Annotated in this window: 17 protein-coding genes; 15 read left to right on the forward strand and 2 right to left on the reverse strand. The window is 54.3% G+C overall.

Annotated elements, in window-relative coordinates:
* Position 1: 1 nt before the first annotated feature.
* The 12 genes from ispD (at position 2) to rpoS (ending at position 13203) form a co-directional block, all read left to right on the forward strand.
* The gene (ispD, locus tag WFL93_RS23060; protein ID WP_049852660.1) at positions 2–718 is read left to right on the forward strand and encodes a 2-C-methyl-D-erythritol 4-phosphate cytidylyltransferase; all 717 of its coding nucleotides are present in this window, start codon (positions 2–4) and stop codon (positions 716–718) included.
* On the forward strand, positions 718–1200 hold the full coding sequence (gene ispF / locus WFL93_RS23065) for a 2-C-methyl-D-erythritol 2,4-cyclodiphosphate synthase (RefSeq protein ID WP_049852682.1): 483 nt from the start codon (positions 718–720) through the stop codon (positions 1198–1200). Before ispD ends, ispF begins: the two co-directional genes overlap by 1 nt.
* Positions 1197–2240 (forward strand): tRNA pseudouridine(13) synthase TruD, encoded by a 1044-nt coding sequence (gene truD / locus WFL93_RS23070; protein WP_336779115.1) that lies wholly within the window; start codon positions 1197–1199, stop codon positions 2238–2240. The genes ispF and truD overlap by 4 nt, the downstream gene beginning before the upstream one ends.
* A gap of 15 nt (positions 2241–2255) precedes the next feature.
* A complete protein-coding gene (locus WFL93_RS23075) occupies positions 2256–3299 on the forward strand; it encodes a LacI family DNA-binding transcriptional regulator (RefSeq protein ID WP_336779116.1) in 1044 nt (347 codons plus the stop codon).
* Between the two features lie 156 nt (positions 3300–3455).
* Positions 3456–4526 (forward strand): SIS domain-containing protein, encoded by a 1071-nt coding sequence (locus WFL93_RS23080; RefSeq protein ID WP_336779117.1) that lies wholly within the window; start codon positions 3456–3458, stop codon positions 4524–4526.
* Positions 4527–4556: 30 nt separating this feature from the next.
* Positions 4557–5924: a PTS transporter subunit EIIC gene (locus WFL93_RS23085; protein ID WP_336779118.1), complete on the forward strand. Its 1368-nt coding sequence runs from the start codon at positions 4557–4559 to the stop codon at positions 5922–5924.
* Between the two features lie 80 nt (positions 5925–6004).
* The gene (locus tag WFL93_RS23090; RefSeq protein ID WP_336779119.1) at positions 6005–7384 is read left to right on the forward strand and encodes an OprD family outer membrane porin; all 1380 of its coding nucleotides are present in this window, start codon (positions 6005–6007) and stop codon (positions 7382–7384) included.
* Between the two features lie 27 nt (positions 7385–7411).
* Positions 7412–9256: a glycoside hydrolase family 9 protein gene (locus WFL93_RS23095; RefSeq protein WP_336779120.1), complete on the forward strand. Its 1845-nt coding sequence runs from the start codon at positions 7412–7414 to the stop codon at positions 9254–9256.
* Positions 9257–9486: 230 nt separating this feature from the next.
* Complete coding sequence (surE, locus tag WFL93_RS23100) at positions 9487–10245, forward strand: 5'/3'-nucleotidase SurE (RefSeq protein ID WP_336779121.1); 759 nt, start codon at positions 9487–9489, stop codon at positions 10243–10245.
* Positions 10242–10868 (forward strand): protein-L-isoaspartate(D-aspartate) O-methyltransferase, encoded by a 627-nt coding sequence (locus WFL93_RS23105; RefSeq protein WP_007893253.1) that lies wholly within the window; start codon positions 10242–10244, stop codon positions 10866–10868. Before surE ends, WFL93_RS23105 begins: the two co-directional genes overlap by 4 nt.
* Before the next feature lie 172 nt (positions 10869–11040).
* A complete protein-coding gene (gene nlpD / locus WFL93_RS23110) occupies positions 11041–12156 on the forward strand; it encodes a murein hydrolase activator NlpD (protein ID WP_336779122.1) in 1116 nt (371 codons plus the stop codon).
* 48 nt (positions 12157–12204) lie between these two features.
* Entirely contained in the window at positions 12205–13203 is a 999-nt protein-coding gene (rpoS, locus tag WFL93_RS23115) for an RNA polymerase sigma factor RpoS (RefSeq protein ID WP_007893257.1), read from the forward strand.
* A 112-nt stretch (positions 13204–13315) separates the two neighbouring features.
* Here the strand turns inward: rpoS and mutS are convergent, their stop codons facing one another.
* Positions 13316–15859 carry a DNA mismatch repair protein MutS gene (gene mutS / locus WFL93_RS23120; protein WP_336779123.1) on the reverse strand — a complete coding sequence of 848 codons (2544 nt, stop codon included), beginning with the start codon at positions 15857–15859 and terminating at the stop codon, positions 13316–13318.
* A 364-nt stretch (positions 15860–16223) separates the two neighbouring features.
* Between mutS and mltB the strand changes: the two genes are divergently transcribed.
* On the forward strand, positions 16224–17306 hold the full coding sequence (gene mltB, locus WFL93_RS23125; protein ID WP_007893263.1) for a lytic murein transglycosylase B: 1083 nt from the start codon (positions 16224–16226) through the stop codon (positions 17304–17306).
* Between the two features lie 85 nt (positions 17307–17391).
* Positions 17392–17727: a zinc ribbon domain-containing protein YjdM gene (locus WFL93_RS23130; protein WP_336779124.1), complete on the forward strand. Its 336-nt coding sequence runs from the start codon at positions 17392–17394 to the stop codon at positions 17725–17727.
* Between the two features lie 38 nt (positions 17728–17765).
* Here the strand turns inward: WFL93_RS23130 and WFL93_RS23135 are convergent, their stop codons facing one another.
* The gene (locus WFL93_RS23135) at positions 17766–18653 is read right to left on the reverse strand and encodes a dihydrodipicolinate synthase family protein (protein ID WP_336779125.1); all 888 of its coding nucleotides are present in this window, start codon (positions 18651–18653) and stop codon (positions 17766–17768) included.
* A 169-nt stretch (positions 18654–18822) separates the two neighbouring features.
* Here WFL93_RS23135 and tam point away from each other — a divergent pair, with 169 nt between their 5' ends.
* Entirely contained in the window at positions 18823–19599 is a 777-nt protein-coding gene (tam, locus tag WFL93_RS23140; RefSeq protein WP_336779126.1) for a trans-aconitate 2-methyltransferase, read from the forward strand.
* The last annotated feature ends 22 nt before the right edge of the window (positions 19600–19621 follow it).

The raw sequence follows: 19621 nt of genomic DNA on the forward strand, positions 1-19621 counted from the left end.
CATGAACAAGCGCCCGATCCTTGCGGATGTGATTGCCGTGGTGCCCGCCGCAGGTGTGGGCAGCCGTATGCAAGCTGCCTGCCCAAAACAGTATCTGACCATTGGTCAATTTACCCTTCTTGAACATAGCGTTGCGCGCTTGCTGGCTCATCCGGCGGTAAAACAGGTCATTGTGCCGGTAAGCAGCGATGATGGCTGGTTCGATTCACTGCCGCTGGCGCAGGATTCCCGCGTGGTAAGAGTGACCGGTGGCGACACGCGCGCTGAATCGGTGCTGGCGGGATTAAAGGCCATTCAGCATCACCAATGGGTGCTGGTGCATGATGCCGCGCGCCCGTGCCTGCATCCGGACGATTTAGCGCGCCTGCTGGCGGTACGCGAGTACAGCAACGTCGGCGGGATTCTGGCGGCGCCGGTGCGCGACACCATGAAGCGCGGCGAACCAGGCAAAGCGGTCATTGCTCATACCGTTGAACGCGAAGACTTATGGCACGCGTTGACGCCACAATTTTTCCCGCATCAACTGCTCACCGCGTGTCTGACGCGCGCACTCAATGAAGGCGCTACCATTACCGATGAAGCGTCGGCACTGGAGTATTGCGGCTATCATCCGCAGTTGGTGAGCGGACGCAGCGACAACATTAAGGTAACGCGACCAGAAGATCTGGCGCTGGCGGCCTTCTATCTTACTCAGATTCAGTTACAGGAGAGCGCATGATGCGTATCGGTCACGGTTTTGACGTTCACGCTTTTGGCGGCGAAGGTCCGTTAGTGATTGGTGGGGTGCGTATTCCCTTCGAACACGGTTTTATCGCCCATTCTGACGGCGATGTGGCGCTGCATGCGTTGACGGATGCCTTGCTCGGTGCCGTGGCGATGGGCGATATCGGCAAGCTATTCCCGGATACCGACCCGGCGTTTAAGGGCGCGGACAGCCGCGGCCTGCTGCGCGAAGCCTGGCGTCGTATTCAGCAAAAAGGCTATCGCATCGGTAACGTTGATGTGACCATTATTGCGCAGGCACCAAAAATGTTGCCGCACGTGCCGCAGATGCGCGTCAATATTGCCGAAGATCTCGGTTGCCATATGGATGACGTCAACGTGAAAGCCACCACCACCGAAAAGCTCGGCTTTACCGGTCGCGGTGAAGGCATTGCCTGTGAAGCGGTTGCGCTGCTGATTAAGGCCGATAGGGCATGAGTGAGCTGCATTACCTGCACGGCGTGCCCAATGCCAGCGGCGTGATTAAAGCCAATCCCGAAGATTTTGTCGTGATTGAAGATCTTGGCTATCCCTATGATGGCGAAGGAGAACAGGTTTTAGTCCGCATTCGTAAAATTGGCTGCAACACCCGCTTTGTTGCCGAAGCCATCGCCAAATTTCTTAAGGTGCCGGTACGCGATCTCAGCTATGCCGGCATGAAAGATCGTCATGCGGTCACCGAGCAGACGCTGTGCTTCCGTGTGCCAGGCAATGCGATGCCGAATCTGGCCGGTTTTCAGCTGGAAGGCGTCGAAATCCTGCAGGTGATCCGTCACAAGCGCAAACTGCGCACCGGCGCGCTGGCGGGCAATGCCTTCCGTTTAATCGTGCGCCAGATTTCCGATCGCAGCGACGTTGAAACGCGTCTGCAGCAGATTCAACAGCGCGGCGTACCCAACTATTTTGGCGAGCAGCGCTTTGGTCGCGGCGGTAACAACGTGACGCAGGCAAAATTGTGGGCTGAAGATAAATTCCGCCCGCGCGATCGCAGCATGAAAGGCATTTTACTCTCGGCAGCGCGCAGCCAGCTATTTAACCAGCTCACCAGCGCCCGTTTACAGCGCGATGGCGCACTGGATCGTGTTCAGGCGGGAGATGCGTTGCAGCTGGCAGGGCGTGGTAGCTGGTTTGTTGCGCAGGCGGAAGAGTTAGCGGAACTGCAGCAGCGTGTCGATAACCATGAACTGCGTATCACCGCACCGTTGGCCGGACGCGGCGAGCTCGGTACCCAAGGCGAAGTGCTGGCGTTCGAGCGGGAGCAACTGGCGTCGTCGGGCGAGCTGCTGGCTTTACTCGATCGTGAACGCGTTGATGCCTCGCGGCGTGCGGCGCTGGTGGTGCCGAAAGATCTGCGCTGGAGCTGGTGGGACGACGTCACGCTAGAGATGCAGTTCTGGCTGCCGGCGGGCAGTTTTGCCACCAGCGTGGTGCGCGAGCTGCTAAGCAACGGCGCAGCAGCACCGATTGGCGACGAATAGGTACATTCGGCGATCATGAGCAAAAATCTTACCATTAAGGATATTGCGCTGCTCGCCGGTGTTTCTATTACCACCGTTTCACGCGTGCTTAACAAGCATGCATGGGTGTCTGAAAAGACCCGTGCGCGCGTCGATAAAGTGATTGCTGAGCATCAGTTCAGCCCCAACCTGATGGCGCGCGGCATGATTTCGCGTCAGAGTTACACCCTTGCGGTGATCGTTTCCGATATCACCAATCCCTACTTCGTCACCTTAGTGGCGCAGATTCAGCAAGCCTGCCTGGCCATTGGCTATAAAATCACGCTATACGATACACAATCCGCCAACCGCAGCGATGGTACGTCAGGCGATGAAAGCGCAATTTTTCAATCGATCATTGATAGCCAAATTGATGGCGTCATCGTGCTTGGCGGCCACAGCGACTTTGCGCCGATTCCGCCAGATTATCTGACGATGCTGGAGACGCTGATGAGCAAAATGGCGGTGGTGGTGGTCGGCCAGCCCCATCCCGATCGTCGCTGGCCATGCGTAATGCGCGATCATCAGCATTGTGTTGAGCTAGCGGTTAATCACCTGCTTGCGCGTGGCCTGCGTGACATCGCTTTTATCGGCGGCTCACGCAAAGTGTGGGTGACACGCGAACGCGTCAATCATTTCCGTGCGGCTCTACAGCAGGCGGGAATCACGCCGAACGACGCGTGGATTTGCTTGAATAACTTCTATCCGCAACATGGCTATCAAGCGATTGAAACGCTGTGGGATCTGCCACAACCGCCGCAGGCGCTGGTCGCCATCAACGATCGCGTGGCGATGGGGGCCATTCGTGCGCTTAGCGATCGCGCTATTCAGGTACCTGATCAGGTGGCCGTTATCAGCTGCGAACGTTTCCCCGGCAGCGAATTTTTCATTCCCCGCCTCACTAGCGTAGATCATCAGAACCCGCAGCTTGGGCAGAACATTATCACTATGATGATGGCGCAGCTCGACGGAAAATCATCTCAAGAAAATCAACAAATTGTCCCGCCAACGCCGGTATTAATGCTCGGCGAATCAGCTTAACCAGTAACTTAATTCCTTAATTTTAAATAAGTTACGCTTTGTAATCGCGATCTCATTTTCACCATTCCTGCGTTGACTTAATCTGCGCCATTAAATAAGTTTGCCTGCAACCTGAAAACGTTTTCAGTTTTCAGGAGAACTGTTTAAGGAGCAGTAATGAAACCCACCATGATGACTTACATCCACCAGCAGCCTGAGGTGCTCAGCAACCTGCTGGCATGCTATCCAGATGATTTGCCCGCGCTCGGTGCAGCAAAATCGGTGCTGGTGCTCGCCACGGGTTCCAGCATCAATGCCGCGCTCAGCGCTAAATATTATGTGGAGCGTCTAACAGGCGTGCGGATTAGCGTGCAGGAGCCATTTCATTTCCAGCATTACGAGCAGTGGGATCCGGCCATCGATCTGGTGATCGCCATTTCACAAAGCGGCGAGAGCACTTCGACCCTGGCAGCAATTGCCGCCCTCAAGCAACAGCATGGCGTGGCAACCTGGGGCATCACCGGCAAGCTGGCCAGTCCGCTGGCGCAGGCGGTGGATCATGCGGTGGAGATTAAAAGTGGCGAAGAGCGCGTCGGTTACGTCACCAAAGGCTATTTAGCCACCGTAATGACGCTGATGCTGATCGGCCTGCACAGCGCGCGTCAAAGCGGCCGTATCACCGCGCAACAGGAGCAGCAGGAGTTTGCGATGCTGCAGCGCGGCGCGACGGCGATTCCAGAGATTATTGAACGTACTGAAATTTTCTGGCAGCGCTGGCAGGCGGAGCTCACCGCCGCACCACGTTTTATCTCCATCGGCTTTGGACCGGCACTGGGCGTGATCAAGGAGATGGAGACCAAGTTTAGTGAAACGGTGCGCGTGCCATCGCAAGGCATTGAGCTCGAAGCATTCATGCACGGCCCGTATTTCGAGATAAACCCACAACACCGTCTGTTCTTTGTTGATGTTGATGCGCCGGTACGCGAGCGCCTGCGTCTGCTGCGCGACTATGAACAGCGCGTTACGCCACACGTCTGGAGCCTTTGCCTCGGCGAAAGCGATGATGAACGCACGCTGGCGCTGGGGGTGGAAGTGAGCGAGTGGATGGCGCCGCTGCTGCTGGTGATTCCGTTCCAGATTCTGGCGCATCACATTGCGGAAGCGAAGGGTAACAATCTGCCGCAGCGCATCTTCACCGACTTTGGCGTGTCGATGAAGAGCAAAACCAAACCGGGCGATTACGACTAACACCGGGCGCGTTGAAAAAGGATAACCATAATGAAACTCGATTACGTGAAGCTGGCCCAGGCTATCCGGGAGCAGCTCGGCGGGGATGACAACATCAGCCATATTTCGCACTGCGCCACCCGCCTGCGGCTGGCCATCCACGATATGGCAAACGTGGACATCCCGGCTATCAGCAGCTTGCCGGGGGTGATCCGCGTAGTGAATGCATCCGGGCAGTTGCAGGTGGTGGTGGGCCCGCAGGTGGAGCAGCTGTATCAGGCGATGCAGCTCGGGTCGCAACCGGCTGCTGAACCGGTCAAACCGGGTTCTGACGAACGTGGTCTGGCGGGAAAAATGCTGGCAACGCTTGGTGCGATTTTTACGCCCTATATTGGGGTCCTGGCCGGCATCGGGGTAATTAAAGGCATCATGGTGCTGCTGCAAACTCAGGGCCTGGTGGCTAGCGATGATCTGCTTTTCGCCATGTTTAATGCGCTCGCCAGTGGCGTTTTTGTCTTCCTGCCGCTGTTTATCGCGGTGACTGCCGCCGATCGTTTTGGCGCCAGCCGTTTCACTGCACTGGCATTAACGGCAGCGATGGTATTTCCACTCACGCAGCCTGACTTGCCGCAGCACTTCACCGTATTGGGTCTGAACATTAGCCTGAAAATATATGGTGGCGCGGTGATCCCAGCGATTCTGGCGGTGCTGCTGCTGAGCAACGTTGAACGCAAGCTGAAGCAGTGGATTCCGGACGTCGCGGCGCTGGTATTTGTGCCGTGTCTTTCGCTGATTATCTGCGGCTTTGTGGTATTCACACTGATTGGTCCACTGGCGGATTATGCCGGTGTCGGCATTGCCAATGGCTACAGCGCGCTCTATCAGCTCAGTCCCATGATCTCCGGCGCGCTGCTGGCGGGTATTGGCCAGCTGTTCGTGGTGTTTGGCGTGCACTGGGGCATTATTCCTCTTGCGCTGATTAACATTCAGGTACAGGGCTACGACACCATCATGGCGATGTTCATGTCGGCGGTAATGGGGCAATTTGGCGCGGTAAGTGGCGCCATCTTTATCGCCCGCAATCTGCGTGACCGCCAAATTGCCCTCTCAGCGTCGCTATCGGCGTTCTTTGGCATCACCGAACCGGCGCTGTATGGCGTCAATCTCAAGTTCCGCATGTTGTTCATCTTCGGCTGTATCGGGGCCGCATTAGGCGGTGCGATTACCGGGCTGTTACAGGTAAAAACTTACAGTTTTCTTCCGGTACTCAACGTCTTCGAACTCGGTCTGTTTGAAGGACCCGATTCCAAAATGATTTATGAAGTGGCGGCGATTGCGGTGGCTTTCATCGTCCCCTTTGTCCTGACACTGATCTATGGCCGCTGGACGCGGCCCGGTGTGACTAAACCCAGCGCCTGACGCGCAACTTTCAATACTGACTAACAGGGAACAGGTATGCGGCTGCTATCGCAGGGCTGCGTGCACCTTAAGGAAATGCAATGAATGCTTTAACTCAGGGAAAAAAAGTGGCGCTGCTGCCACTGGCAACGTTGATGCTGTGTGCAGCACCGCCTGCGGCTGATGCGGCAGGTTTCATTGAAGACAGCAAAGTAGATGGCACGCTGTACTACTGGCAACGTCACCGCGAGCGCAAAGATCTCAATCCGGACAGCAGCCATTACCAACACTATCAAACCAATCTGCATCACAGCACGCTGACCGGCGCGCTGGAGTATCAATCAGGCTATCTGGCGGATGTTGTCGGCGTGGATCTCGCCGCCTTCGCCACCTGGGATCTGTTTGAGGGCAGCCCGGCGCACCCCAATGAAATCAGCTTCAGTCATGGTCCATCGATGTGGGAAGACCGCGGCGTGGGCGAAAAAAATGGTCTCGATCTCTATCGTGCGGCGCTGAAACTGAAGGCGGGTGATTACTGGCTGCGAGCGGGTTACATCCAGCCGAGTGGCCAAACGCTGCTCGGTACACAGTGGGGATTCTTACCAGGCACCTATCAGGGCCTGGAAGTGGGGGCGGTTTATGACTATGGCTCCGCTGGTGCGCTATCGCTGTCGTGGATGGGCACCAACAAATACAAGGCGCCGTGGTATCGCAAAATGTACGAATTTCGCGAAATCGATCGCCAGACGCGTATTCCCTATTTGCATTCGCTAGGTGGCAAGTACGACTTCAAAAACGGTAACACGCTGGAGCTGGCGTGGGGCGAATCACCGCACTACCTCGATAAATATTTTGCTAAGGCTGCCCGTCAGACTGCGCTTTGGGACAATCCGCTAAGTCTGAGCTGGCAGTTTTACGGCTCGCAGGATCGTACCGGGCGCCACGATGTGTATGACGAATTCGCCTGGCAACAGGGATTAACGCTGGCTTATCAGGTTGATCGCTATCAGTTCCGGCTGGAAGGCAGCGTGGTGCACGCGCCGGGCAAGCAGGGTTATTACACCGTGGCGATGACGCCGATTTACCCGAACTCGGCTGGCCGTATTGATATGTGGTGGGATTCTCGCTCTGACTTCAATGCCGACGGTGAGAAGGCAATCTTTGCCGGGATGATGGTCGATCTTAGCGATATCGTCTGGCCAGGCGTCAGTATCGGCGGCTCTTTTGCCTGGGGCTGGGACGGCAAACCGGCGCGTGGTGGCGATTGGTCACAGGATCAACGTCTGACCGAAACCGCCATTAACGGCGATCTGGTGTGGCAGGTGCAATCCGGCTGGGCCAAAAACACCGTGTTCAAACTCCATCTCACCGCGTTCAATAATCATAGCGATAACCCGAGCTGGGGCGGTGGCTATGGCAACGTTTTCCAGGATGAAAAGGACATCAAATTCCTGATGATTGCCCCTTTTAGCCTGTTTTAATCACTCAATATACTAAGGATGATGACCATGAGGATTCGTTTCTCCGCACTTACCGCCGCGCTGCTGATGGCTGGACTGGCACACGCTGAAACTCACGTGTTGATTAATCAGGTGGGTTACGACATTGCTGCACCCAAAACCGCCGTTGTTCAATTGACCGGCGAGTCACGCGCTAAGCCACCAGTAAACTTTGTGCTGCTAGACAGTGAAACCAATCAGCAGGTGCTGAGTGGCTCTTTACAGCCGCAGGGCGAAGTGCAGGGCTGGGGCGATCGCACCTTCTACCGCGCGGATTTTTCCGCTTGGAAAAAACAGGGACGCTACGTGCTGCAAACCACCAGTAGCGACGGCGACGTACGTTCCGGGCCATTTATCATCGGCGCCGATCTGCTGGAGCGCTACACGCTTTCCGATGTGATTGCTTACTTCAAAAGCCAGCGCGTCACCGGGCTGTTTGATAAGTCCGATCGCAAACTGCCGCTGCCGGCTGGCACAGGGTCTGGCACCGTTGATGTGCACGGCGGCTGGTACGATGCCACCGGTGATTACGGTGTGCATCTTTCGCATCAAAATCTGACCTCCTATTTCAATCCACAGCAGGCGCCGCTGGTGGCCTGGAGCTTATTGCGCGGTTATCAGAACCTGGGTGCGCGCCAAAATCAAAATTTTGATGAGTATCGCCGCCGGATGCTGGACGAAGGCCTGTACGGCGCCGATTTTCTGGTGCGGATGAAACGTCCGGGCGAATCTTTCTTCCAGGCGATCTCTTCGCCCGGTAAAGAGAAGCGGGCGCAGGATCGCGTGATTGCTAACCCAAACTGGCGTACGCAGATTAAGGAGAAAGAGTCAGATTCCACTATTGTCGAGGAGGAAGCCGTTGGGCGGCTGGCATGGCAGGCGAGTTTCCGTTCTGGAGCGGGTATGTCGATTGCCGCGCTGGCATTGGCCAGCACCATGGAAAATGACGGTAATTTCAGCCGCAAGCAGTATTTGCAAACGGCCGAAGACGCCTTCGCTTTTTTGCAAAAAAACAATGCGCAGATGGTGAATGACGGTAAAGAGAATATCGTTGATGACTATACCGCGCTGCTGGCGGCGACAGAGCTGTATCGCGCTTCGCACAAAGCGGTCTATTTGACGGCGGCACAACAACGCGCGCAAAGCCTGATGGCACGATTGACCTCGCTGGATAACTGGCATGATTACTGGCGCGCCGATACGCAGCGGCGCCCCTTCTTCCATCCGTCAGATGCCGGGCTGCCTGTGATCGCGCTGCTGGAGTATGCGCGCATTGCTCCGCAAGAGCAGCAGACGAAAATCAAAGATACGGTGAAACGCTCGCTGGGCTTTGAACTGGCGGTGACCAAAGAAACCAATAATCCGTTTGGCTACGCGCGCCAGCTGATTCAATTGAAAAATGGTGATAAACGTACCAGTTTCTTCTTCCCGCATGACAGCGAAGCTGCGCCGTGGTGGCAGGGTGAGAATGCGCGTATCGCCTCGCTGGCGGCGGCTGCACGTCAGGCCATGCCGTTGTTTGCCGATGATAAAACCTTCACCCAGCAGCTGCAGGGTTACGCCTGGAATCAGCTGAACTGGATTTTGGGCAACAATCCTTATGATGTCAGCATGCTGACCGGCAGTGGTTACCGCCATATCAGCTATCTGTTCTTTAATTCATGGAAATACACCACGCTGCCAGGCGGCATTGTTAACGGCATTACCGGAGCATCCAACCAGGTCGCTGAGGGTATCGCCTTCGATGAAGGTTATGCCGTCACGCGGAAAGATGATGACTGGCGCTGGGCGGAAGGTTGGCTGCCTCATTCGGCCTGGTATTTGTACGCGGTGAGCTTGCCAGATCGCCAATAGTCCTCGCTGTTGCCCGGCTTTGGTGCCGGGCATATTTATTTTGTGCGTCATCTCAAATTGCATATTGTTACGGCAAACACCGCCAGTTCCTTGATTTTCGCCTACCACTTCCAGCGCCTCGCCGCTAGAATGCAAACATCCTTGTCCCGCCAGACGCCTCTTTTGCGGCGCCAAAATTGCGTTCGGCAAACAGGTCGAGGACCAGTTGAATGAACAAAGGTCAGAAATAGATGCGGATATTGCTTAGCAATGATGATGGAATTCATGCTCCCGGCATCCAGACGCTGGCTCGCGCACTGCGTGAGTTTGCTGAGGTGCAGGTGGTTGCGCCCGATCGCAATCGTAGCGGCGCATCAAACTCTCTGACATTAGAAACGCCACTGCGCACTTTTACCCATGAAAATGGCGATATTGCGGTGCAAATGGGAACGCCGACAGACTGTGTGTTCCTCGGCGTGAACAAGCTTATGCAGCCGCGTCCCGATATCGTGGTTTCGGGCATCAACGCCGGGCCGAACCTGGGCGACGATGTCATCTACTCAGGCACGGTGGCTGCAGCGATGGAAGGGCGTCATCTTGGGCTGCCGGCGCTCGCCGTTTCGCTCAATGGGCATCACCATTACGATACTGCCGCATCCATAACCTGTACGCTGTTGCGTGCGCTATCACGTGCACCGCTGCGTACCGGGCGTATCCTCAATATCAATGTGCCAGATTTGCCCTTAGCAGAAATCAAAGGGCTTCGTGTTACGCGCTGTGGCAGCCGCCATCCAGCCGACCAGGTGATCTGCACTGAAGATCCGCGTGGCCAGCCGCTTTACTGGATTGGTCCGCCGGGGAAAAAGCTGGATGCGGGCCCGGATACCGACTTCGCAGCGGTGGATGCGGGCTATGTTTCGCTAACCGCGTTGCATGTTGATTTGACCGCGCATGCCGCACAAGAAGTATTAAGTGACTGGCTGCTCCAGGCTGAGGTAAAGCTGGCATGATAAACCGCCGCATCGAAACGCTTTTGGAGCAGCTACGTGCGCAGGGCATTCATGATGAATTTCTGCTGAAAGCCATTGCTGATGTGCCTCGCGAGCGTTTTATCGATGAGGCGTTTGAGCACAAAGCGTGGGAAAACGTCGCGTTGCCGATTGGCATGGGGCAGACCATTTCACAGCCCTACATGGTGGCGCGGATGACCGCCTTGTTGGAGCTCACTCCAGAATCGCGCGTGCTGGAAATTGGCACCGGTTCTGGCTATCAGACTGCCATTCTGGCGCATCTGGTCAATCATGTTTACTCCGTAGAACGTATCAAAGGTTTGCAGTGGCAGGCTAAGCGCCGCCTCAAGCAACTCGATTTGCACAATATCTCAACGCGTCACGGCGATGGCTGGCAGGGATGGGCGGCGCGTGGTCCGTTCGATGCCATTATTGTCACCGCAGCGCCACCTGAAATTCCGACTTCGCTGATAGCGCAATTGGGCGAGGGCGGCAAAATGGTGCTGCCGGTAGGTGAGGATCAACAGGTGTTAAAGCGTTTGCGTCGTCAGGGCGATGAATTGATAGAAGAAATCATCGAGCCCGTCCGTTTTGTGCCGTTGGTTCAGGGCGATCTTGCCTGAACCGTCACTACGCAATTCTTCACAACTGTTACATGGCACGGCACAGTTGATATTGTTACTATCCTTGTTTATCAATGCTAAAAACCGTTTTTAACGTTACGCGCAGTGGATAATGCGGTTAACGCCGTTACACATTTATATTCAGGGTTGCCATCACGGGGGATCAGTGAGCATGGGAAGCACAGCATTTCAATTACGCCGTTTGGCGGCACTTTCTTTGGTAGGTTTTTGGCTGGCGGGCTGTAGTTCAAGCGATAACACGCAGGCACCCATTAGCCAGGTTGGTAGTAACAGCGGCGACAGTGGAATGGCTTCAGCCCCAAGTGGCGGCATGATCTCCTCGCAAAGTAGCGGTGTGCCTGCGATGCCGAGTGGCGGTATGTTAAGCGGCAGCACTTCTTCAGCGCAACCGTCCGGCGGAATGGTTAGTGGTAATAATAATGTGGCCACGGAAAATGGTCGCATTGTGTACAATCGCAACTATGGGAATATTCCGAAAGGCAGCTACGGCGGCGAGACCTACACCGTGAAACGTGGCGACACCCTGTTCTATATTGCCTGGATTACCGGCAACGATTTCCGCGATCTGGCGCAACGCAACAACATCGCAGCGCCGTATGGCTTGAACGCCGGGCAAACGCTGCAGGTTGGCAACGGCAACGGCCAGACCATCACCGGTGGTAATGCGATAACCGTAGCGGATGCAACACAGGGCGGCGTACCTGTTACACCGAGTCAAACGCAAATTAAATCGACCCCTGTTGCACAGCAACCTGTTATTACGTATTCTGATGATTCGGGTAATTCGTCGGGTAGCAAATTGCTGCCGTCGAAAGGAGCAAATAATGTGGCAACGACCACAGCTCCGGTTGTCGCACCACCTACAGTCAGCAGCACGACTAATAGCACAACTCCAGTGGGAAGCTGGCGTTGGCCGACTGATGGGAAGATCATCGATAACTTCTCCGCTGCGGAAGGCGGAAATAAAGGTATCGATATCGCCGGTTCGCGTGGACAACCTGTTGTCGCCACAGCTTCGGGAAGAGTGGTGTACGCTGGCAACGCGCTCCGTGGGTACGGTAATTTAATCATCATCAAACACAATGATGACTACCTGAGCGCCTACGCCCACAACGACTCTATGCTGGTCCGGGAACAACAGGAAGTTAAGGCGGGGCAAAAAATCGCTACCATGGGTAGCACCGGTACCAGTTCAGTAAGATTGCACTTTGAAATTCGTTACAAGGGGAAATCCGTAAACCCGTTGCGTTATTTACCGCAGCGATAATCCGGCAGAACCTTGGTTCTGCCCTTGGATCACGGGTAGGAGCCGCTAATGAACCAGAATACGCTGAAAGTTAACGATTTACATGAAGATGCGGAATTCGAGGAAAACAACGGAGCTGAGGTTTTTGATGAGAAGGCTCTCGTTGAGAACGAACCTGGTGATAACAACGACGTAGCGGAAGAAGAGCTGTTGTCACAGGGTGCGACGCAACGCGTTTTGGATGCGACGCAGCTTTACCTCGGAGAGATTGGTTACTCACCACTGCTGACGGCAGAAGAAGAAGTCTTCTTTGCACGCCGTGCATTGCGGGGTGATATTCCTTCTCGCCGCCGCATGATTGAAAGTAACTTACGCTTGGTAGTAAAGATTGCCCGCCGTTACAGCAATCGTGGTCTGGCGCTGCTGGATCTGATTGAAGAGGGTAATCTCGGCTTGATTCGCGCCGTAGAGAAGTTTGACCCAGAACGTGGGTTCCGTTTCTCAACTTACGCCACGTGGTGGATTCGACAGACTATTGAACGGGCGATCATGAATCAAACCCGTACCATTCGTTTGCCAATCCACATCGTTAAAGAGTTAAACGTTTATCTGCGTACCGCGCGTGAACTTTCGCACAAGCTTGATCATGAGCCGAGTGCTGAAGAGATTGCCGAGCAGTTAGACAAGCCAGTTGATGACGTAAGCCGTATGCTGCGTCTCAATGAGCGCATTACCTCGGTTGATACACCTTTGGGTGGCGATTCCGAAAAAGCGCTGCTGGATATCCTGGCCGATGAGAAAGACAACGGTCCGGAAGACACCACGCAAGATGATGATATGAAACAAAGCATCGTTAAGTGGTTGTTTGAATTGAATGCCAAGCAGCGTGAAGTGCTGGCGCGTCGTTTTGGCCTGTTAGGCTATGAAGCGGCAACGCTGGAAGATGTAGGTCGTGAAATCGGGTTGACCCGTGAACGCGTACGTCAAATCCAGGTGGAAGGGCTGCGCCGTCTGCGTGAGATTCTGCAGACACAGGGCCTGAACATTGAAGCACTGTTTCGCGAATAATTTTTACCGATAATGAAAAACGGTGACCTGATGGTCACCGTTTTTTTTCGCCTGCAGGTCAGGTTTTCTGACTGCTTGCAATATAGTTGCTGCCAGCAGTCATTTAGTGACTTCAGACCAGCGTCTTGAGGCGATAAATCCATTCCAGCGCCTGCTTAGGTGTGAGGCTATCAGGATCCAGTGCTTCCAGCGCATCCATCGCTGGTGAGGTTTCTGCCACCAGCAACTGCATTTGCGAACCTTCCACCGTTGATGCTGCAGAGCTACCGGACAGTGCTTCTAACTCCTTCAGCTTGTTACGTGCACGCTTGATCACCTCTTTCGGCACGCCCGCCAGCGCAGCTACCGCGAGACCATAGCTTTTGCTCGCCGCGCCATCCTGTACGCTATGCATAAAGGCGATAGTATCGCCATGTTCCACCGCATCCAGATGCACATTCACCACACCTTCCATTTTCTCTGGCAGCGTAGTCAACTCGAAATAGTGGGTAGCGAACAGCGTCATGGCTTTAATACGATTCGCCAGGCTCTCTGCACAAGCCCATGCCAGCGACAGCCCATCGTAAGTTGAGGTACCGCGACCAATTTCATCCATTAGCACCAGACTGTTTTCGGTGGCGTTATGCAGGATATTGGCGGTTTCCGTCATCTCAACCATGAAGGTAGAGCGGCCGGAAGCCAGGTCATCTGCAGCACCGACGCGAGTGAATATACGATCGATCGGGCCGATGACCGTTTCTTCTGCGGGCACATAGCTACCAATCCACGCCATCAAAGCGATCAAGGCGGTCTGGCGCATATAGGTACTTTTACCGCCCATATTGGGGCCGGTAATAATCAGCATGCGCCGTTGCGGAGAGAGCGACAGCGGGTTGGCGATAAAGGGTTCTTTCAGCACCTGTTCAACCACCGGATGGCGTCCTGCGGTAATGCGAATCCCCGCTTTTTCTTGCAGCACCGGACGGCAGTAGTTTAGCGTCCAGGCGCGCTCGGCCAGATTGGCTAATACATCCAGTTCTGATAGCGCGGCTGCGCTGATTTGCAGCGCTTCAAGGTGCGGCAGCAAACGGTCGAAAAGGTCCTCATAGAGGCCTTTCTCAAGGGCTAACGCTTTCCCTTTTGATGTCAGAACTTTGTCTTCATACTCTTTCAGTTCGGGGATGATGTAACGCTCAGCATTTTTCAATGTCTGACGGCGAACATAGTGAATGGGTACCAGATGACTTTGCCCGCGACTTACCTGAATGTAATAGCCGTGAATCGCATTAAAGCCGACTTTCAGCGTATCCAGCCCGAGTTTTTCACGCTCGCGAATCTCCAGGCGATCAAGATAATCGGTGGCGCCATCTGCCAGGGCGCGCCATTCGTCGAGCTCAGCATTGTATCCCGGGGCAATCACGCCACCGTCGCGCACTAGCACCGGCGGTGAATCAATAATGGCTTGCTCGAGCAGCTCACGCAGCTCGTTGAACTCACCCATCTGAGACCGCAGGTTAATTAGCTGCGTAGCCTCAACGCCTGCAAGCTGCTGGTTTAACTCTGGCAATTGTTGGAAGGCGTGACGCATGCGCGCCAAATCGCGGGGGCGAGCAGTACGCAGCGCGAGGCGCGCCAGAATACGTTCCAGATCGCCCACCTGCCGCAGCACCGGCTGCAATTCCTGGCTGAGTGATTGCAGCTCAGCGATAGATTCCTGGCGACGAGCAATAGTAGAGACATCACGCAGTGGCATATGTAGCCACCGTTTAAGCATACGGCTGCCCATAGGCGTGACGGTTTTATCCAGTATTGCCGCCAGCGTATTCTCGATTCCACCCGCCAGATTCTGAGTGATCTCCAGATTTCGGCGTGTGGCGGCATCCATAATCACGCTATCCTGCTGACGATCCATGCTCAGCGAGCGGATATGCGGCAGCGAGGTGCGTTGCGTATCCTTGACATATTGCAGTAAACATCCGGCGGCACGCAGTGCCAGGTGGGCCTGCTCGACACCAAAGCCGCTCAGATCGCGGGTGCCAAACTGCAGATTGAGCTGTTGGCGCGCCGTATCGATTTCATATTCCCACAGCGGACGGCGACGCAGACCACGACGTTGATCAATCAGCGTCATCGCCTGGAAATCTTCGGGATAGAGTAGCTCAGCGGGATTGGTACGCTGCAGTTCCGCCGCCATTGTTTCCACATCGCCCGGTTCACTCAGGCGGAATCGACCAGAGCTGATATCTAACGTCGCGTAACCAAAGCCGCGCTGGCTCTGAAAGATAGCGGCCAGAAGATTATCCTGGCGCTCTTGCAGTAAAGCTTCATCGCTGATGGTGCCCGGTGTAACGATACGCACGACTTTGCGCTCAACCGGGCCTTTGCTCAAGGCGGGATCGCCAATCTGCTCGCAGATCGCGACTGATTCGCCGAGCTGGACCAGTTTCGCCAGATAACCTTCAACCGCATGATAGGGCACACCCGCCATCGGGATGGGTTCTCCCGCGGATGCGCCACGCTTAGTCAGAGATATTTCCAGCAGCTGCGAGGCGCGTTTCGCGTCATCGTAAAACAGCTCGTAGAAATCGCCCATGCGGTAAAACAGCAGGATGTCAGGATGATCGGCCTTCAGGCGCAGGTATTGCTGCATCATCGGCGTATGGCCACTAAAGTCCATTTGCTCTGCTCCTTTCATCGTATTCTCACTCAACATTCATTCTTTTAATTGCCTGAGGCTGGGTCAATGCAGCCTGGAAGTCCCGTTATCGTGGATAAATAACGAAAGCGGGATATTACCATTTTTGCCACAATACCTTCATCCGCCAGTAGGGCTTTCTGGCTGCCGACCATAACAAATTGCCTTAAGCGGTAAAAAGCAAATTTTAACGAAAAAGGTAAAGTGTGGAGCCGTTTCGCAAATTCACCCTGTAACTGGCTGAAACCGGCGGCAAAGGGCTAAATTTTAAGATATTGCTCTGTATGTCACTTCAATGAACGATTACCATGAGTGCTTCCGGTTTCACCTGGCTTATGGATATCCAATGCGTTTTAAGGTTGCTCTTCTTCCGCTTATCACTCTGCTTGCTGCTTGCAGCAGTAAGCCTGCATCTCATCAGCAACCCGCCGTTGTTCCTGCACCTAAAGGCGGTTTTTTACTGGAGCCTTCCCACGCGATTCAGCCTATGTTTGGCGATTTTGCCGGTAATCCAGTTGCTGAGCAGTTCATTGACCAAATGGTGGCAAAGCACGGCTTTAATCGTGAGCAGCTGCACGCGGTCATTGGCCAGGCGAAGCGTCTCGATTACGTACTGCGTTTAATGGACCAGCAAGCTCCAAGCTATACGCCGCCAACCGGACCGAATGGCGCGTGGATTCGCTATCGCAATAAGTTTATTACGCCGGATAACGTGCAGAACGGCGTGGCATTCTGGAATCAGTATCAGGATGCACTGCAGCGTGCGCAGCAGGTCTACGGTGTGCCGCCGGAAATCATTGTTGGTATTATCGGTGTCGAAACGCGTTGGGGCCGGGTGATGGGCAAAACGCGCTTGCTGGATGCGCTGGCAACGCTGTCATTTAGCTATCCACGTCGTTCGGCCTACTTCAGCGGTGAGCTGGAGACCTTCCTCCTGATGGCGCGTACAGAACAAGATGATCCGCTGGATCTACGCGGGTCCTTTGCCGGTGCTATGGGTTATGGGCAGTTCATGCCATCCTCTTACAAGCAATATGCGGTTGATTTTAATGGGGATGGCCACATTAACCTGTGGGATCCGGTTGATGCGATTGGCAGCGTAGCCAATTACTTTAAAGAACACGGCTGGCGTGCTGGAGAAAATGTTGCGGTTCCTGCGAGCGGTCAGGCTCCAGCATTAGAGAATGGCTTCAAAACTAAATATCCCGTCAGCACCTTAGCGGCAAGTGGCTTGACGCCGCAAGGATCGCTGGACGGTAATAATCAGGTAAGTTTATTGCGTCTGGACCTCGGCACCAGCTACCAGTATTGGTATGGCCTGCCAAATTTCTATGCAATTACCCGCTATAACCACAGCACGCACTACGCAATGGCGGTGTGGCAACTGGGTGAAGCCGTCGCTAAAGCGCGTCAGGGCAGTGTCTTTTAATGCTGTCCTTGTAAAGTGTGAGGGTATAAGATGGCGGCCCTTTTGCGGTGCCATCTTCACCGCATCCTACTTCTGAGGAGCGCTTATGAGTACCTTACCTGCCTGTCCAGTATGCCAGGCCGATTACACCTGGCAAGATGGCGATAATCTGAATTGCCCATCTTGTGGTCATATCTGGACGGCAAGTGCCGATGATGCAGTGAATGATTTAGTTGTACGCGACGCCAACGGTAATTTATTGGTGGATGGCGATAGCGTCACTGTTATCAAAGATCTCAAGGTTAAAGGCAGTTCTTCCACGTTAAAAATCGGCACAAAGGTAAAAAGCATTCGTTTAGTCGAAGGTGATCACAATATTGATTGCAAGATCGAGGGTTTTGGTCCGATGAAACTCAAATCTGAATTTGTAAAAAAGAACTAAAACTAATGACGGGACGGCACCGCGCCGTCCTGCCTGTTTTAACTCAGCAAACGATCCACTTCCGCGCACTGTTCCGCTGTCAGCTCGCCGCCGTAATTACGCGAGTAGCTGCTCATCGAATCAAATCGGCGGGCGACAGCCGTTTTAATGGTGGTAACAAAATCATCGCCAATAGTGTAAATCGCCATCAGCTTTCCGATGCGCTGTTGAATCTCGGCGAGCTGCGTTACATCCCCAGCACGCCATGCCTGCATCGCGCGGGCAAAAAGCTCCGGCACAATATTGTTCAATCCAGAAATCACACCTGAACCACCAGCCAGTAAATTGGGCAGCAGATATTCGTCGTAGCCAGAAAGCACGGTAAAATCAGCGCGAACGCTCCTTGTTTCATCAATCATCGCGCGGTTGTGCGACAAACAATCCATGGTGTCTTTGATGCCAATAAAATTGGGCAACTCGGCTGCCAGTTCCGCTACTAGCGCTGGCGTTAAATCGCAACCGGTGCGTGCCGGAAAATTATAGGCGAACCACTTGCCGCCTAGCTGTTTATCCAGCGTTTTGAAATAGTTCAGCAGTTGCTTCTGTGTCTGCCCGTAATAATAAGGAGGCAGCACCATCACCGCATCAAAGCCGTTCTGCCAGGCGGCGTCCGCCAGCTGCAGCATATCGGGAATGCAGGTACTGGAGACATTTGCCACCATAGTCAGTGGCGAAAGTTGGCGTGCTTCGCGGATGAGCAGTAGTCTTTCCTGTTGAGTAAGCGATGCAAACTCACCAATACTGCCCATTAACAGCAGGGTATCAATGCCCGATTGACTCAGGCGTGAAAAATGGCGTCCAAGTGCTTCAATGTCCAAATTATTCTTATTATCAAAAGGCGTTACTGAGGGACACCATACGCCGGACAATAGCGGTTTTGCAGACATGCCAGGTTCCTTAATTTATAAAAAATGAAACGTTGTTTTAAGTTAGTGGTAACTGCGAATACTCACCAGTCACCAAAGACAAAAAGGTGAGGTATCGCACTATTCTCTTTCTGTGAAGACGGCAAAAACAGGTAGTGTGTGGCTCTTCAGCCAAGACAGGAGCTTTGCCATGCAAGACTGGAATCCCCAGCTGTATCGTCAATTCGAATCGGAGCGTACGCGTCCGGCGCGAGAGTTATTGGAGCGCATTCCACAAGCTGATGTGCGCTTTGCCACTGATCTTGGCTGCGGGCCAGGCAACAGCACGGAGCTGTTGGTGCAAGCGTGGCCGAATGCGCAGATAACCGGGATTGATAGTTCTGAAGCGATGTTACAGCAGGCCCGAGAACGACTGCCTTCTTGCCGCTTTCAGCAGGCGGATATTCGCACCTGGCAGGCCGAGCAGCCGCAACAGGTGATTTATGCAAACGCCTCGCTGCAATGGTTGACTGAACACCACACATTGCTGCCGCATCTGGTGAGTCAATTGGCTGTGGGTGGCGCATTAGCGATTCAGATGCCGGACAATCTTGAAGAGCCGTCGCACCGTTTAATGCGAGACGTGGCGGAGCGTGAAAACTGGCAGGGACTGATTTCGCCGCAGGCGGCAGATCGCAAGCGTCTGTTGACCACCGACCAGTATTACGATCTGTTAAGCGATGCGGGTTGTCAGGTCGATATCTGGCGCACCACCTATTATCATCCCATGACCGATGCGCAGGGCGTTATTACCTGGTTACGTGCGACAGGACTGCGTCCTTTCCTCGCGGAGCTGAATGATACGCAGCAAGCGGCCTTTCTCCATGATTATCACCAGGCGCTCATTCCGGCTTATCCCGCTCGTAGCAATGGCAAGGTTTTGTTAGCTTTCCCACGTTTGTTCATGGTTGCAGTGAAAACAGGCTGAGGTAACTGGAAGCAAGTACGCA

This window comes from Pantoea sp. USHLN256 (assembly GCF_037149875.1).
Lineage (GTDB): Bacteria > Pseudomonadota > Gammaproteobacteria > Enterobacterales > Enterobacteriaceae > Pantoea > Pantoea nemavictus.